Raw genomic sequence first — 15,210 nt, forward strand, 5'->3', positions numbered from 1 at the left:
TGCGCCCGCACTCACATTTCCCCACAGACCTGAAGCGCCTCACTCACCGGGTTTGCGCCCGCTGCGCGCCCGATCGCCGCCTCGTCCCGCAGCAGCACCTGCAAGGTCGATTTCACCGTTGCCCTCACTTCTGGCATAACACTTGCTCTTGCCTTGCCGTGCACCTGTGAAAATCGAATAGTGACGGATTATTGGCATGGCGAAGAGCGACGCAGTGAAAGACCCCGCCCAGAAAGGCAAATTCAAGCTGATCATCCTGATCGTGGTAGCGCTGCTGCTGGCGATTGGCGTGTCGGTGGGTGCTACCTGGTATTTCATGCACAGCGCGCAGAGCAAGCCTGAAGCCGTGATCGACCCTAATGTGAAAGTCGCGGCCATTTATGAGCCGATGGCGCCCGCGTTTGTGGTCAATTACAACGCCAATGGCCGCCAGCGCTACATGCAGGTCAGCATGACCATGCAGGCCCGTAACCAGGCCGATCTTGATGCACTCAAAGTGCACATGCCGGTGATCCGTAACAACCTGGTGATGCTGTTTTCCGGTGAGACCTTCGACAGCATCGCCACGCCGGTCGGCCAGGAAATGCTGCGTCAAAAAGCGACTGCCAGTGTGCAGGCCGTGGCGCAAAAAGAGCTCGGCAAAGTGGTCGTCGATCAGGTGCTCTTTACTAACTTCGTATTGCAGTAGGATCACGACATGGCCGTGCAAGACCTGCTGTCCCAGGATGAGATCGACGCGCTGTTGCATGGCGTTGATGACGGTCTGGTACAGACCGAAATGGCTGCCGAACCCGGCAGTGTCAAAAGTTACGACCTGACCAGTCAGGACCGTATTGTTCGTGGGCGCATGCCGACCCTCGAAATGATCAACGAGCGTTTCGCCCGTTACACCCGCATCAGCATGTTCAACATGCTGCGCCGCTCCGCCGACGTGGCGGTGGGCGGGGTACAGGTAATGAAGTTCGGTGAATACGTGCATTCGCTGTACGTGCCCACCAGCCTCAACCTGGTCAAGATCAAGCCGTTGCGCGGTACGGCGCTGTTTATCCTGGACGCCAAACTGGTGTTCAAGCTGGTCGACAACTTCTTCGGTGGCGACGGCCGCCACGCCAAGATCGAAGGCCGTGAGTTCACCCCGACCGAGTTGCGGGTGGTGCGCATGGTGCTGGAGCAAGCTTTCATTGATTTGAAAGAGGCCTGGCAGGCGATCATGGAAGTCAATTTCGAGTACATCAACTCGGAAGTGAACCCGGCCATGGCCAATATTGTCGGTCCGAGCGAGGCGATTGTGGTCTCCACGTTCCACATCGAACTCGACGGCGGTGGCGGCGATCTGCACGTGACCATGCCGTACTCGATGATCGAGCCGGTGCGTGAAATGCTCGACGCCGGTTTCCAGTCCGACCTCGACGATCAGGACGAGCGCTGGAGCAAAGCGCTGCGCGAAGACGTGCTGGATGTCAGCGTGCCGCTCAGTGCAACGGTGGCGCGCCGTCAATTGCGCCTGCGTGACATCTTGCACATGCAGCCCGGTGACGTGATCCCGATTGAATTGCAGGACGAGCTGGTGATGCGTGCCAATGGCGTGCCCTCGTTCAAGGTCAAACTGGGCTCGCACAAGGGCAATCTCGCCCTGCAAGTGGTTGAGCCTATCGACCGGCGTTAAGCGCCGGTTTCAAGAATTCGCTATGTAACTGATTGACTGCCCGCCGAGGACAAATGATGGCTGACGAACACGATATAACTTCTGCCGAAGACCAGGCGCTCGCCGATGAATGGGCGGCTGCGCTGGAAGAAACTGGCGAAGTGGGCCAGCACGACATCGACGCCTTGCTGGCGGCAGATGCGGCCAAGGCCCCGGCTTCCAATCGCTTGCCGATGGAAGAATTTGGCAGCGTGCCGCGCAATAACGACCCGGTGACGCTGGACGGCCCCAACCTGGACGTGATTCTGGATATTCCGGTCTCGATCTCCATGGAAGTGGGCAGCACCGACATCAACATTCGTAACCTGCTGCAACTCAACCAGGGATCGGTAATCGAGCTGGACCGCCTGGCCGGCGAGCCGCTGGATGTGCTGGTCAACGGCACCCTGATTGCGCACGGTGAAGTGGTGGTGGTCAACGAAAAGTTCGGCATTCGCCTGACTGACGTGATCAGCCCAAGCGAACGCATCAAGAAGCTGCGCTAAGTGAAGCGGTTACTCGGCGCTTTACTGGCGTTCCCTTTAAGCGTGCTGGCGGCCGAGCCGGCTGCAACGGCCACCGCTGCTGTCGCGCCCGTGGTGGGCAGTGGCATCGGCGGGCAGCTCACGCAACTGGTGTTGGGCTTGCTGCTGGTGCTGGGGCTGATCTTTGGTCTGGCCTGGCTGCTGCGCAGGGTTCAGCACGCCGGGCCGCGTCAGGGGCAGGTGATCGAACTCATCAGCTCGCGTGCGCTGGGCGCGCGTGACCGGTTGGTGCTGGTGCAGGTGGGCAATGAGCAAATTTTGTTGGGCTTGACGCCGGGGCGTATCACGCCGCTGCATGTGCTCAAGGAGCCGGTGCAATTGCCGGAGTCTTCGCAGCCTGCAACGCCGGAGTTTGCCAAGCGCCTGATGGAACTGATGGGTAATCAAAAGGACAAGCCGTAATGCGTTTAGTCATTGCGCTGTTGTTAGCGCTGGCCGCGCCGTTGGCGTTCGGCGCCGACCCGTTGTCGATCCCGGCCATTACCTTGGGTACCGGTGCCAACGGGCAGCAGGAATATTCGGTCAGCCTGCAGATTCTGCTGATCATGACGGCGCTGAGCTTTATCCCGGCGTTCGTCATGCTGATGACCAGCTTTACGCGCATCATCATTGTGTTTTCCATCCTGCGGCAGGCGCTGGGCTTGCAGCAAACGCCGTCAAACCAGATTTTGACGGGCATGGCGCTGTTTTTGACCATGTTCATCATGGCCCCGGTGTTCGACAAAATTAACGAAAACGCCTTGCAGCCTTACCTTGCGGAAAAGCTCTCGGCGCAGGATGCGATCCTTAAGGCAGAAGGCCCGATCAAGGACTTCATGCTGGCTCAAACCCGCACCAGTGACCTTGAACTGTTCATGCGTTTGTCCAAGCGCACGGACATCGCCACCCCGGATGCGGCACCTTTGACCATTCTGGTGCCGGCGTTTGTGACCTCCGAGCTTAAAACGGCGTTTCAGATCGGTTTTATGATCTTCATTCCGTTCCTGATCATCGACCTGGTGGTGGCCAGTGTGCTGATGGCCATGGGGATGATGATGCTGTCGCCGCTGATTATTTCGCTGCCGTTCAAGATCATGCTGTTTGTGCTGGTGGATGGCTGGGCGTTGATTATCGGTACGCTGGCCAGCAGTTTTGGCGGGGTGTGACGCCATGCCCGGGAGTAATGCGCAATGACCCCAGAAGTCGCGGTTGACCTGTTTCGCAGTGCCTTGTGGCTGACCACCATGATGGTGGCTGTGTTGGTGGTGCCTAGCTTGTTGGTGGGTTTGATGGTGGCCATGTTTCAGGCTGCCACCCAAATCAACGAACAAACCTTGAGCTTTTTGCCGCGTTTGCTGGTGATGCTGATCACCTTGATCGTGGCGGGGCCGTGGCTGGTGCAGACCTTTATGGAATACATCCTGTCGTTGTACGGCAGCATTCCGCAGTTGATCGGCTAAATGTCGCTGCTTGCCCTGACGGACGCGCAGATCAGTACCTGGGTCGCCAGCTTTATGCTGCCGCTGTTCCGGGTAGGCGCGGTGTTGACCACCATGCCAATCATCGGCACCACCCTGGTGCCCAAGCGCATCAAGCTGTTTTTGTCGATAGCCATCACCTTGGCCATCCTGCCGAGCCTGCCGCCGCTGCCTACGGTAAACCCGCTGGACCTCAGCGGCTTGATGTTGATTGCCGAGCAAATCATCATCGGCGCCTTGCTCGGGTTTTCGCTGCAATTGTTTTTTCAGGCGTTTGTGGTGGCCGGGCAAATTGTGGCGATCCAGATGGGCATGGGCTTCGCCTCCATGGTCGACCCGGCCAACGGGGTCAACGTAGCGGTCATCGGGCAGTTCTTCACCATGCTGGTGACGTTGTTGTTTCTGTCCATGAACGGGCACTTGGTGGTGTTTGAGGTGCTCACCGAAAGCTTCACCACCTTGCCGGTGGGGGGCGGGTTGCTGACGCATCACTTCTGGGAAGTGGTCGGCAAGCTCGGTTGGGTATTGGGTGCCGCCTTGCTGCTGGTGCTGCCTGCGATCACCGCGCTGTTGGTGGTCAACATCGCATTCGGTGTGATGACCCGTGCGGCCCCGCAGTTGAACATTTTCGCCATTGGTTTTCCGCTGACCCTGGTGCTGGGCATGGTGATCCTGTGGATCAGCCTGGCGGACATTCTCAATCAGTATCAACCGCTGGCCACCGAGGCCTTGCAGTTTTTACGTGACTTGGCACAGGCGCGCTAGCGATGGCCGAAAGCGAGAGTGGCGCCGATAAAACAGAAGACCCCACGGAGAAACGAAAAAAAGACTCCAGGGAAAAGGGCGAGATCGCACGCTCTAAAGAACTCAATACGCTGGCAATCATGCTCGCTGGCTCCATCGGCCTGATCATCTTCGGCGGTGCGCTGGCGCAGGACATGATGGAAATCATGCGCTACAACTTCAGCATCAGCCGTGAAGTGCTGCTCAACACTGACTCGATGGGCGCCTTCCTCCTGCATTCAGGCAAAATCGCCCTGGTGGCGTTGCAGCCGGTACTTATTACCTTGTTGATTGCGGCGTTGATCGGGCCTATTGCACTGGGCGGCTGGTTGTTCGCGGCGGGCAGCCTGGCCCCTAAATTCAGCCGCATGAATCCTGCGGCGGGCATCAAGCGCATGTTCTCGGCCAAGGCGCTGGTCGAGTTGCTCAAGGCGTTGGCCAAGTTTTTTATCATCTTGATTGTGGCGTTGTTGGTGCTCAAGTCCGACATTGACGACTTGCAGCGCATCTCCCGCGAACCCCTAGAATCGGCCGTCATCCACAGCTTGCAAGTGGTGGCGTGGAGTGCCTTGTGGATGGCCTGCGGGTTGATCCTGATTGCGGCCGTGGACGTGCCGGTGCAGTTGTGGGAAAGCCACAAGAAACTGCTGATGACCAAGCAGGAAGTGCGCGATGAGCACAAGGATCAGGAAGGTCGCCCGGAAGTTAAGCAACGAATCCGCCAGACCCAGCGCGAGATGAGTCAGCGCCGGATGATGAGCGCCATCCCGGATGCCGACGTCATCATCACCAACCCGACCCACTTTGCTGTCGCTCTGAAATACGACCCGGAGAAGGGCGCTGCACCCATGCTGCTGGCCAAGGGCAGCGACTTTCTGGCGCTCAAGATCCGTGAAATTGGCGCCAAGCACGACATCCTGCTGCTGGAGTCGCCCGCTTTGGCGCGCTCCATCTACTACTCCACCGAGCTGGATCAGGAAATCCCCGCAGGCCTGTACTTGGCCGTGGCGCAGGTCTTGGCCTACGTCTACCAGATCCGCCAGCACCAGGCGGGCAAAGGCAAGCGGCCTGATCCACTGAGCGATCTGCCGATCCCGCCGGATTTACGTCGCGACGAATAACACGCCACAGGCTGTCAATGTTGCCAGTATCGAGTTTTCGCAAACCTGCTTAACTTGGGGTAGAGCGCGCCCTGGCGTTTCGTCGTTAGCAATGGAGATGCGCGATGCCTATCGAGTTGACCCTCATCCCTGATGGTTGCGTCAAAACCTATGCATTAAGTGGGTCTCGCGGTTTGGCGATGGCGGAGCTGGAGGGCTTGTTTCCGTCATTTCCCGTGCTGGATGCCACCTTTGCGATTTTTTGGCTGGATCAAGCGCCCGATCAGCATGTGGTGGGCTTTAGTGCCGAAGGTAAAAATTTGCTGGCGGTGATCTCCTTGCCTACCGTGCCGCAGGGGTACGGGCGCGAAGACTATTACGCCGCGGTGCTGGAGCGCTGTGAAAAAGACCGCGTCCTCCTGCTGGACTATATGCGCAAGTCGTTGAGTTCCGAAGGCATCAGCGGGATGAGTGTACGCAGCCATATCTTGGGCAATCTTTTATTCCCGTTGAAGTTGGAGAGAGTGCCGCAGTGGACGAACCGTCCCTTTACGCGAGACCCGCGTTGCGGGGATATTTTGATTGGTGGGTGCGGTTCGGCGCTTTATGAGCCTAATCGCAAGATTGATGTGGTGTTCGGCGTCAGCAGCAGTGCCTGCCTGGTGATTGATTTGGGTGAGTGGCGCTGGAACTGAGTAAGGCGCGGCATGTTGGAGGTGCTTGACGCCAACGCAGCTTAGACCTGCGAAAAGCCCCGACCCTCACCCCGGCCCTCACCTTGCGGGAGAGGGCTTTTCGAATCTGATGTGGCCATTTGCCAAAGTTGGAAGGGTTCTTGCAAAGGCAGGCTTCACGGCGCATATGGCGTCAAAAGTTTGCTAAAGGTTTCTTGCAATGTCATTGGATCGTTCTCAGTTAATCAACACCGCACGCAACGGTCTGGCCGGTCTGGGTCAGGGGCAGTTGGGTGTGCCGCTGTTGTTGCTGGTAATGCTGGCAATGATGATGTTGCCGATCCCTGCGTTCCTGCTGGACGTGTTCTTTACCTTCAACATTGCGCTGTCGATTGTGGTGTTGCTGGTCTGTGTGTACGCCTTGCGCCCGCTGGATTTTGCGGTGTTCCCGACCATTTTGCTGGTCGCCACGCTAATGCGTCTGGCGCTCAACGTGGCTTCGACGCGGGTGGTGATGCTTCACGGTCAGGAAGGCCACGGCGCCGCCGGTAAGGTGATTCAGGCATTCGGTGAGGTGGTGATCGGCGGCAACTACGTGGTCGGTATCGTGGTGTTCGCGATTTTGATGATCATCAACTTCGTGGTGGTGACCAAGGGTGCCGGGCGTATCTCCGAGGTGAGCGCGCGTTTCACCCTCGATGCCATGCCCGGCAAGCAGATGGCGATCGACGCTGACCTTAACGCCGGTTTGATCGACCAGAACCAGGCCAAGTCGCGCCGTCAGGAAGTCGCCCAAGAGGCTGAGTTCTACGGTTCGATGGACGGTGCCAGCAAATTTGTACGCGGTGATGCCATCGCCGGTCTGTTGATTCTGTTTATCAACCTGATCGGTGGCATGGCCGTGGGCATGTTCCAGCACGGCATGACGTTCGGTGAGGCGGGCAAGGTGTATGCCTTGCTGACCATCGGTGACGGTTTGGTGGCGCAATTGCCTTCCCTGCTGTTGTCCACCGCAGCCGCGATCATGGTGACCCGTGCCTCTGGCTCCGAAGAGATGGGCAAGCAAATCAGCCGCCAGATGTTTGCATCGCCCAAGGCGCTGGCAGTCTCGGCCGGTTTGATGGGGGTGATGGGCGCCGTGCCGGGCATGCCGCACTTCGCCTTCCTGAGTTTGGCGGCCGTCGCGGGCGGCGCTGCCTACTTGATGTGGAAGAAGCAAAACGTGGTCAAGACCCAGGCCCTGCAAGAAGTGCAGCGCCAACAGGAGTTGCTGCCTTCACCAGCCCGTGCACAAGACACCAAAGAGCTGGGTTGGGATGACGTGACGCCCATCGACATGATCGGCCTGGAAGTGGGCTATCGCTTGATCCCGCTGGTGGACCGCAATCAAGGCGGGCAATTGCTGGCGCGGATCAAGGGCGTGCGTAAAAAGCTGTCTCAGGACTTGGGCTTTTTGATGCCCACCGTGCACATTCGCGACAACCTCGATCTGGCGCCCAGCGCCTATCGCCTGACCCTGATGGGAGTGATTCTGGCCGAGGCCGAGATTTACCCGGACCGCGAGCTGGCGATCAACCCGGGGCAGGTGTTCGGCACCCTCAACGGGATTACCGCCAAAGACCCGGCCTTTGGCCTGGAAGCGGTGTGGATCGAGGTCAGCCAGCGCAGTCAGGCGCAATCATTGGGCTACACCGTGGTGGACGCCAGCACCGTGGTCGCCACGCACCTTAACCAAATTTTGTACAAGCACTCCCATGAGCTGATCGGGCATGAAGAAGTGCAGCAGTTGATGCAGTTGCTGGCCAAGGCCTCGCCAAAACTGGCTGAAGAGTTGGTGCCGGGGGTGTTGAGCCTGTCGCAACTGCTCAAGGTCTTGCAGGCCCTGCTGGCTGAACAGGTGCCCGTACGCGACATTCGTAGTATTGCCGAAGCCGTCGCGAACAATGCGCACAAGAGTCAAGATACCGCCGCTTTGGTGGCCGCCGTGCGGGTTGGTTTGTCCCGCGCCATCGTCCAAAGCATTGTAGGCGTTGAGTCTGAGCTGCCAGTTATCACGCTGGAGCCAAGGTTGGAACAGATATTGCTCAATAGTCTGCAAAAGGCAGGACAAGGTCAGGAAGAGGGCGTTCTGCTGGAGCCAAGCATGGCTGAAAAGTTGCAGCGTTCCTTGATCGATGCCGCCCAACGCCAAGAGATGCAAGGCAACCCGGTGATCCTCTTGGTCGCCGGTCCGGTACGCGCCATGCTTTCGCGGTTTGGCCGCCTGGCAGTGCCTAACCTGCATGTGCTGGCGTACCAGGAAATCCCTGACAACAAGCAAGTCACCATCGTTGCGACAGTAGGCCCGAACGGCTGAGGTTTGGTTTATGCAAGTGAAGCGTTTTTTCGCCGCCGATATGCGTCAGGCCATGAAACTGGTTCGTGATGAGCTGGGGGCTGATGCCGCCATTATTGGTAACCGCCGCATTGCCGGTGGTGTTGAGTTGACTGCCGCGCTGGACTACAAGTTGTCCGCGCTGGCACCGCGTGTGCCTAACGTTGAGCTTGAAGAAGAGCTGCGCAAGACCCAGTCGCGGATCGTTTCGGCCCAGGCCGAACTGAGCCTGCGCGGTGAAGGCGAGGCTGACGTGAGCCGGCAGTTGTTTGCCGGGTTGCCGCTGACCGCCGCCGAGCCGTTGATCGAGCCAACCTTTGATGAGCCGCCACGTCCGGCTGCGCCCGCCGCGCCGAGCATGGACCAGCGTGCCTTCGACACCATGCGCTTTGAGCTCAATGGTTTGCGCGAACTGCTGGAAGTGCAGTTGGGCTCGTTGGCATGGAACCAGTTGCAAGGCAGCAAACCGGCGCAAGCCAACCTGTGGCGTCGTTTGCAGCGCATTGGCTTGTCGGGTCCGCTGTCGCGCGATCTGCTGGAGCAAGTCGCCGAGATCGAAGAGCCGCGTCAGGCGTGGCGCATGTTGTTGGCGCACCTGGCCCGCATGATCGCGACCCCGGAAATCGAGCCGCTCGAAGAGGGCGGCGTGATTGCGATGGTCGGCCCCGCGGGCATGGGTAAAACCACCACGCTGGCCAAGCTGGCCGCGCGTTACGTGCTCAAGTACGGCGCGCAGAACATCGCGCTGGTGAGCATGGACAGCTTTCGCATTGGTGCCCAGGAGCAACTCAAAACCCTGGGCCGCATCCTCAATGTGCCGGTCACCCATGTGGCGCCGGGTCAGTCATTGGGCCAAACCCTTGAACCCCTGTTGCGCAAACGCGTAGTACTGGTTGACACGGCGGGCCTGCAAGCCAGCGATCCGGCCCTGCGCCTGCAACTTGAAAGCCTGGCCGGGCGCGGTATCAAAGCCAAAAATTACCTGGTCTTGGCCACCACCAGTCAGAAACAAGTGCTGACGGCGGCTTACCACAGCTATAAACGTTGCGGGCTTGCCGGTTGCATCCTGACCAAACTGGATGAAACTGCAAGCCTTGGCGAAGTATTGAGTCTGGCCATCAGTCACGAGCTGCCAGTGGCCTATCTCACGGACGGTCCGCGTATTCCCGATGACCTCCATCTGCCGCGTCGCCACCAATTGGTGAGCCGCGCGGTCAGTGTGCAAATGCAGGAAGAACCCAGCGAAGAGGCCATGGCCGATATGTTCGCTGATATCTATCACAGCCCCTCCAAACGGGTCGGCTGAGGTAGTGACGATTACGTTGCAATGTACCTACATTGATGGTCTGCACAGTCCTGTTCCCGTTGAGGAACCCGCAGCCAGCGTATGTAGCCGCGTCTAAGTAAGACAAGGTAAAGAAAGATCATGGGCAGCATGCATCCCGTACAGGTGATCGCAGTGACCGGCGGCAAGGGTGGCGTCGGTAAAACTAACGTTTCAGTCAACTTGTCGCTGGCGCTAGCCGAGCTGGGCAGGCGCGTGATGTTGCTGGACGCTGACCTGGGGTTGGCGAACGTCGACGTTCTGTTGGGCCTGACGCCCAAATACACCCTGGCCGATGTGGTCGAGGGGCGGTGTGAGCTGCGCGACGTATTGCTGCAAGGCCCTGGCGGGATTCGAATCGTGCCGGCGGCCTCGGGCACGCAAAGCATGGTTCACCTGAGCGCGGCGCAACACGCGGGCCTGATTCAGGCCTTCAGCGAAATTGGCGACAACCTCGATGTGCTGGTCATCGACACGGCCGCAGGTATCGGCGAATCGGTGGTGAGTTTTGTGCGCGCCGCCCAGGAAGTGCTGCTGGTGGTGTGCGACGAACCCACCTCGATCACCGACGCCTATGCGCTGATCAAACTGTTGAACCGCGATTACGGCATGAACCGTTTCCGGGTGCTGGCCAACATGGCGCAAAGCCCGCAAGAGGGGCGCAACCTGTTCGCCAAGTTGACCAAAGTCACGGACCGCTTTTTGGACGTCGCCCTGCAATACGTAGGCGCTGTGCCGTACGACGAATGCGTGCGCAAAGCGGTGCAAAAACAGCGTGCCGTTTACGAAGCCTTCCCGCGTTCAAAATGCGCACTGGCGTTCAAAGCCATTGCACAAAAAGTTGACACCTGGCCTTTGCCAGCCAATCCACGTGGGCACCTGGAGTTCTTTGTTGAGCGCCTGGTGCAGCAAACCAGTGCGGGAACGGCCCAATGACAGCCAGCGGCTATCGCATGTACAGCAAGTCGTCGCGTGACAGCCAATATGAGCTGATCGAACGTTACGCGCCTTTGGTCAAACGCATCGCGTATCACCTGTTGGCGCGATTGCCCGCCAGCGTGCAGGTAGAAGACTTGATCCAGGCCGGGATGATCGGCCTGCTTGAAGTCTCGACCAAATACGATGCGAGCAAAGGGGCGAGTTTCGAAACCTACGCGGGTATTCGTATCCGTGGCGCGATGCTGGATGAAGTGCGAAAAGGCGACTGGGCTCCCCGCTCGGTGCACCGCAACACACGTATGGTCAGCGACGCCATTCGGGCAATTGAAGCAAAAACCGGTTGTGACGCTAAAGATCACGAAGTTGCGGCCGAACTCAATTTAAGCCTGGATGATTATTACGCCATTTTGAATGACACCTTGGGCAGCCGGCTGTTCAGCTTTGACGACCTGTTACAGGACGGCGAGCATGAAGGGCTGCACGAGGACGGCGCCAGTGCGCACCTTGAGCCATCGCGAGACCTGGAAGACGAGCGCTTTCAGGCCGCATTGGCCGAGGCGATAGCGAACTTGCCCGAACGTGAGCGATTGGTGTTGGCGCTGTACTACGACGAAGAGCTCAACCTCAAGGAAATCGGTGAGGTGCTGGGCGTCAGTGAGTCGCGCGTCAGTCAGTTGCACAGCCAGTGCGCCGCACGGTTGCGCGGGCGACTGGCCGAGTGGCGAGCGCGCTGATTTCTGTAGCAGCTTAATTACTGTAGGAGCGAGCGTGCGCGTGATGCGAGCGATGGGTGTTGAGGGATACACCGCATCGCTTTTATCGCGCGCACGCTCGCTCCTACAGGTTCATGGCGTGTAACACAAACCGAATTGATTGAATGGCGCGTTCAGGTGCTGAGCGCGTTTTAAGACTGCTTGGAGGTCGAATTGGACAAGAATATGAAAATCCTCATCGTTGATGATTTTTCAACGATGCGGCGGATCATTAAAAACCTGCTGCGTGACTTAGGGTTCACTAACACCGTGGAAGCCGACGACGGCATCACGGCGATTCCGATCCTGAACACCGGCAGCATCGACTTTCTGGTCACTGACTGGAACATGCCGGGCATGACGGGCATCGACCTGTTGCGCCACGTGCGCGCGGACGAAAAGCTTAGAAGCCTGCCTGTGTTGATGGTGACCGCTGAAGCCAAGCGAGAGCAAATCATCGAAGCCGCCCAGGCGGGGGTTAACGGCTACGTCGTTAAGCCGTTCACGGCGTTGGCTCTCAAAGAGAAGATCGAAAAGATCTTTGAGCGTATCGGCCACTAATGGGGTCGTCACGGGGGCGCTATGGAGCATAAAGAATCTACACAGGGCGATTTTGAATTGACCCTGAAAAAACATGCCCGCGAGTTGGTCGACAGCCTTGAAAAAGGTCAGTTTGGCGACGCGGTGCAACTGATTCACGAATTGAACCAGACCCGCGATCGTGGCTTGTATCGGGAAGTCGGCAAGCTGACGCGTGAGTTGCACAGTGCGATTGTCAATTTCCATATCGACCCGCACATGCCACAAGCCGAAGAAGTGTCGCAGATCACGGATGCGACCGAACGTTTGTCGTATGTTGTGCGCTTAACGGAAGCTGCGGCCAACCGCACCATGGACCTGGTGGAAAACAGTACGCCACTGGTCAATGGCCTGGGGGCAGAAGCCAAAGCCCTGAGCGCAGATTGGGGGCGCTTTATGCGTCGCGAAATCGGTGCTGAGGAGTTTCGTGAGCTGGCCCGTCGGGTTGACGGTTTTCTGACGCGCAGCGAAGAAGAAAGCCACATGGTCGCCGCCAACCTCAATGACATTTTGCTGGCTCAGGATTACCAGGACCTCACCGGTCAGGTGATCAAGCGGGTCACGCAGCTGGTTACAGAAGTTGAAAGCAATCTGCTCAAACTGGTGCTGATGGCCAGTCAGGTTGACCGTTTTGCGGGGATCGAACATGACCGCGAAGCACTGCGGGCAGAAAATAATCCGCAAAAAAACCTGGCGCAGGGTGAAGGTCCGCAGATTCATGCCGATAAGCGTGATGACGTCGTGTCCGGTCAGGACGATGTAGACGATTTGCTTTCAAGTCTTGGATTCTAAGGAGCACGTACATGAGCTTCGGCGCCGATGAAGAAATCCTTCAGGATTTCCTGGTTGAAGCCGGCGAAATTCTAGAGCAGTTATCCGAACAACTGGTTGAGCTGGAAAGCCGACCGGATGATGCGGACCTGCTCAATGCAATTTTTCGCGGTTTTCACACTGTAAAAGGGGGCGCCGGCTTCCTCCAGCTCAACGAGCTGGTGGAGTGCTGTCACATCGCCGAGAACGTGTTCGACATCCTGCGCAAGGGTGAGCGACACGTCGACTCGGAGCTGATGGACGTGATCCTGGAAGCGCTCGACGCGGTCAACGGCATGTTCAGCGAAGTGCGCGAACGTGCACCGGTCACCGCCGCCACGCCTGAGTTGCTGGCGGCATTGGCCCGTTTGGCTGAACCTGCCGCTGCCGTGGTCGCTGCGCCTGAACCCGAGCCGGTGGTGCAAGCCGCCGTGACCGCCGACGGCGGTGATATCACTGATAACGAATTCGAGCTGTTGCTGGACTCGCTCAATGCGGTCAAGGCCGCAGCCGATGCACCCGCCGCCAGCGAAGACATCAGCGATGCAGAGTTCGAATCGCTGCTCGATCAGTTGCATGGCAAAGGCAGCTTTGCGCCCGACGCCGTTGCACCTGCGCCCGCCGCAGAGCCTGCTGCGGCGCCGGCCAGCAATGAAATCACTGATGACGAATTTGAAGCGTTGCTCGATCAGTTGCACGGCAAAGGATCGTTCAGTGCCGATGCGCTAGAGGCGCCTGCCGCCGAACCTGGCGCTGCGGCCAAACCCGCCAGCCCGGATCACATCACCGACCACGAGTTTGAATCGCTGCTCGATGAGTTGCACGGCAAGGGCCAGTTCTCTGAAGTGGCGACCCAAGCCGTTGCGGCCAAACCTGCACCCGCCCCGGCGGCTGTGGTGGCCAAAAAGCCTGAACCCGCACGCCCTGCGGCACCTGCGCGTGCACCGGCGGCGCACCCGGACAAACCGGCGGCCTCTGAAGCTGAAACCACGGTGCGGGTCGATACCGCGCGCCTGGACGACATCATGAACATGGTCGGCGAGTTGGTGCTGGTGCGTAACCGTCTGGTGCGCCTGGGCCTCAACAGCAATGACGAAGCCATGTCCAAGGCAGTGTCCAACCTTGATGTGGTGACCGCTGACCTGCAAACCGCGGTGATGAAGACCCGGATGCAGCCGATCAAAAAAGTCTTCGGTCGCTTCCCGCGACTGGTACGTGACTTGGCGCGTCAGCTGAAAAAAGAAATCAACCTGGAACTGGTGGGCGAAGAAACCGACCTGGACAAAAACCTGGTCGAGGCCCTGGCCGATCCGCTGGTCCACTTGGTGCGTAACGCGGTCGATCATGGCTGCGAAACCCCGGAAGAGCGCGAAGCGGCAGGCAAGTCCCGTTGCGGCAAGGTGATCCTGTCTGCCGAGCAGGAAGGCGATCACATTTTGCTGTCCATCTCCGATGACGGCAAAGGCATGGACGCGAACGTGTTGCGCGCCATCGCGGTGAAAAAAGGCTTGATGGACAAGGACGCCGCTGACCGTTTGAGCGAGTCCGACTGCTACAACCTGATTTTCGCGCCGGGGTTCTCGACCAAAACCGAGATTTCCGATGTGTCGGGCCGAGGCGTGGGCATGGACGTGGTGAAAACCAAAATCGCCCAGCTCAATGGCTCGCTGAACATTTACTCGACCTTGGGCCAAGGCTCCAAGATCGTGATCAAAGTACCGCTGACGCTGGCAATCATGCCGACCCTGATGGTGATGCTGGGCAATCAAGCCTTCGCGTTCCCGTTGGTCAACGTCAACGAGATTTTCCACCTCGACCTGTCACGCACCAATGTGGTTGACGGCCAGGAAGTGGTGATCGTGCGCGATAAAGCGCTGCCGTTGTTCTACCTCAAGCGCTGGTTGGTGGCCTCGGCCGCCCATGAAGAGCAGCGCGAAGGGCATGTGGTGATTCTTTCGGTGGGCACCCAGCGCATCGGCTTTGTGGTCGATCAGTTGGTCGGTCAGGAAGAAGTGGTCATCAAACCGTTGGGCAAAATGCTCCAGGGCACGCCTGGCATGTCGGGTGCCACCATTACCGGTGATGGCCGTATTGCCTTGATTCTGGATGTGCCGAGCATGCTCAAACGCTACGCCGCACGGCGTATTTGAATCTGGTGGAGCGGGGCGCTAGCGTCTCGCGCCGCCTAA

General features: G+C 58.6%; 16 protein-coding genes. All 16 read left to right on the forward strand.

The features are described from left to right. Nucleotides 1-196 precede the first annotated feature (196 nt). The 16 genes from fliL to ACP7A4_RS18780 all read left to right on the forward strand — a co-directional run bounded on the left by fliL (nucleotide 197) and on the right by ACP7A4_RS18780 (nucleotide 15,171). Nucleotides 197-688 (forward strand): flagellar basal body-associated protein FliL, encoded by a 492-nt coding sequence (gene fliL / locus ACP7A4_RS18705; protein ID WP_048402406.1) that lies wholly within the window; start codon nucleotides 197-199, stop codon nucleotides 686-688. A 9-nt stretch (nucleotides 689-697) separates the two neighbouring features. Then, nucleotides 698-1,666 carry a flagellar motor switch protein FliM gene (gene fliM / locus ACP7A4_RS18710; protein WP_047275940.1) on the forward strand — a complete coding sequence of 323 codons (969 nt, stop codon included), beginning with the start codon at nucleotides 698-700 and terminating at the stop codon, nucleotides 1,664-1,666. A gap of 56 nt (nucleotides 1,667-1,722) precedes the next feature. After that, the gene (gene fliN / locus ACP7A4_RS18715; RefSeq protein ID WP_048366250.1) at nucleotides 1,723-2,190 is read left to right on the forward strand and encodes a flagellar motor switch protein FliN; all 468 of its coding nucleotides are present in this window, start codon (nucleotides 1,723-1,725) and stop codon (nucleotides 2,188-2,190) included. Beyond that, nucleotides 2,191-2,631: a flagellar biosynthetic protein FliO gene (fliO, locus tag ACP7A4_RS18720; RefSeq protein WP_059763027.1), complete on the forward strand. Its 441-nt coding sequence runs from the start codon at nucleotides 2,191-2,193 to the stop codon at nucleotides 2,629-2,631. After that, nucleotides 2,631-3,374 (forward strand): flagellar type III secretion system pore protein FliP, encoded by a 744-nt coding sequence (gene fliP / locus ACP7A4_RS18725; RefSeq protein ID WP_048366252.1) that lies wholly within the window; start codon nucleotides 2,631-2,633, stop codon nucleotides 3,372-3,374. The genes fliO and fliP overlap by 1 nt, the downstream gene beginning before the upstream one ends. Before the next feature lie 24 nt (nucleotides 3,375-3,398). Continuing rightward, on the forward strand, nucleotides 3,399-3,668 hold the full coding sequence (fliQ, locus tag ACP7A4_RS18730) for a flagellar biosynthesis protein FliQ (RefSeq protein ID WP_059763026.1): 270 nt from the start codon (nucleotides 3,399-3,401) through the stop codon (nucleotides 3,666-3,668). Further along, entirely contained in the window at nucleotides 3,669-4,451 is a 783-nt protein-coding gene (fliR, locus tag ACP7A4_RS18735) for a flagellar biosynthetic protein FliR (RefSeq protein WP_059763025.1), read from the forward strand. It begins immediately after the preceding gene. Nucleotides 4,452-4,453: 2 nt separating this feature from the next. Beyond that, complete coding sequence (gene flhB / locus ACP7A4_RS18740) at nucleotides 4,454-5,590, forward strand: flagellar biosynthesis protein FlhB (protein ID WP_048366254.1); 1,137 nt, start codon at nucleotides 4,454-4,456, stop codon at nucleotides 5,588-5,590. 104 nt (nucleotides 5,591-5,694) lie between these two features. Continuing rightward, nucleotides 5,695-6,264: a hypothetical protein gene (locus tag ACP7A4_RS18745; RefSeq protein ID WP_426247932.1), complete on the forward strand. Its 570-nt coding sequence runs from the start codon at nucleotides 5,695-5,697 to the stop codon at nucleotides 6,262-6,264. Between the two features lie 205 nt (nucleotides 6,265-6,469). Then, nucleotides 6,470-8,599, forward strand: coding sequence for a flagellar biosynthesis protein FlhA (gene flhA, locus ACP7A4_RS18750; RefSeq protein ID WP_059763067.1), 2,130 nt, complete (start codon nucleotides 6,470-6,472; stop codon nucleotides 8,597-8,599). A gap of 10 nt (nucleotides 8,600-8,609) precedes the next feature. Further along, nucleotides 8,610-9,923, forward strand: coding sequence for a flagellar biosynthesis protein FlhF (gene flhF, locus ACP7A4_RS18755; protein WP_059763023.1), 1,314 nt, complete (start codon nucleotides 8,610-8,612; stop codon nucleotides 9,921-9,923). Nucleotides 9,924-10,043: 120 nt separating this feature from the next. After that, complete coding sequence (fleN, locus tag ACP7A4_RS18760) at nucleotides 10,044-10,877, forward strand: flagellar synthesis regulator FleN (RefSeq protein ID WP_059763022.1); 834 nt, start codon at nucleotides 10,044-10,046, stop codon at nucleotides 10,875-10,877. After that, a complete protein-coding gene (gene fliA / locus ACP7A4_RS18765; RefSeq protein ID WP_048366258.1) occupies nucleotides 10,874-11,614 on the forward strand; it encodes an RNA polymerase sigma factor FliA in 741 nt (246 codons plus the stop codon). The genes fleN and fliA overlap by 4 nt, the downstream gene beginning before the upstream one ends. A 204-nt stretch (nucleotides 11,615-11,818) precedes the next feature. Next, entirely contained in the window at nucleotides 11,819-12,193 is a 375-nt protein-coding gene (locus tag ACP7A4_RS18770) for a chemotaxis response regulator CheY (protein ID WP_162207815.1), read from the forward strand. 21 nt (nucleotides 12,194-12,214) lie between these two features. Further along, nucleotides 12,215-13,003, forward strand: coding sequence for a protein phosphatase CheZ (locus ACP7A4_RS18775; protein ID WP_059763021.1), 789 nt, complete (start codon nucleotides 12,215-12,217; stop codon nucleotides 13,001-13,003). 11 nt (nucleotides 13,004-13,014) lie between these two features. Continuing rightward, entirely contained in the window at nucleotides 13,015-15,171 is a 2,157-nt protein-coding gene (locus ACP7A4_RS18780) for a chemotaxis protein CheA (protein ID WP_059763020.1), read from the forward strand. The last annotated feature ends 39 nt before the right edge of the window (nucleotides 15,172-15,210 follow it).

Origin of the sequence: Pseudomonas sp. TWR3-1-1, assembly GCF_049896545.1 — a bacterium.
Lineage (GTDB): Bacteria > Pseudomonadota > Gammaproteobacteria > Pseudomonadales > Pseudomonadaceae > Aquipseudomonas > Aquipseudomonas weihenstephanensis.

Excerpts from the sequence above, each read along its gene's own strand:
- fliL (WP_048402406.1), top strand. The coding sequence starts at position 197 with ATGGCGAAGAGCGACGCAGTGAAAGACCCCGCCCAGAAAGGCAAATTC.
- fliM (WP_047275940.1), top strand. The coding sequence starts at position 698 with ATGGCCGTGCAAGACCTGCTGTCCCAGGATGAGATCGACGCGCTGTTG.
- fliN (WP_048366250.1), top strand. The coding sequence starts at position 1,723 with ATGGCTGACGAACACGATATAACTTCTGCCGAAGACCAGGCGCTCGCC.
- fliP (WP_048366252.1), top strand. The coding sequence starts at position 2,631 with ATGCGTTTAGTCATTGCGCTGTTGTTAGCGCTGGCCGCGCCGTTGGCG.
- fliQ (WP_059763026.1), top strand. The coding sequence starts at position 3,399 with ATGACCCCAGAAGTCGCGGTTGACCTGTTTCGCAGTGCCTTGTGGCTG.
- fliR (WP_059763025.1), top strand. The coding sequence starts at position 3,669 with ATGTCGCTGCTTGCCCTGACGGACGCGCAGATCAGTACCTGGGTCGCC.
- flhB (WP_048366254.1), top strand. The coding sequence starts at position 4,454 with ATGGCCGAAAGCGAGAGTGGCGCCGATAAAACAGAAGACCCCACGGAG.
- ACP7A4_RS18745 (WP_426247932.1), top strand. The coding sequence starts at position 5,695 with ATGCCTATCGAGTTGACCCTCATCCCTGATGGTTGCGTCAAAACCTAT.
- flhF (WP_059763023.1), top strand. The coding sequence starts at position 8,610 with ATGCAAGTGAAGCGTTTTTTCGCCGCCGATATGCGTCAGGCCATGAAA.
- fleN (WP_059763022.1), top strand. The coding sequence starts at position 10,044 with ATGGGCAGCATGCATCCCGTACAGGTGATCGCAGTGACCGGCGGCAAG.
- fliA (WP_048366258.1), top strand. The coding sequence starts at position 10,874 with ATGACAGCCAGCGGCTATCGCATGTACAGCAAGTCGTCGCGTGACAGC.
- ACP7A4_RS18770 (WP_162207815.1), top strand. The coding sequence starts at position 11,819 with ATGAAAATCCTCATCGTTGATGATTTTTCAACGATGCGGCGGATCATT.
- ACP7A4_RS18775 (WP_059763021.1), top strand. The coding sequence starts at position 12,215 with ATGGAGCATAAAGAATCTACACAGGGCGATTTTGAATTGACCCTGAAA.
- ACP7A4_RS18780 (WP_059763020.1), top strand. The coding sequence starts at position 13,015 with ATGAGCTTCGGCGCCGATGAAGAAATCCTTCAGGATTTCCTGGTTGAA.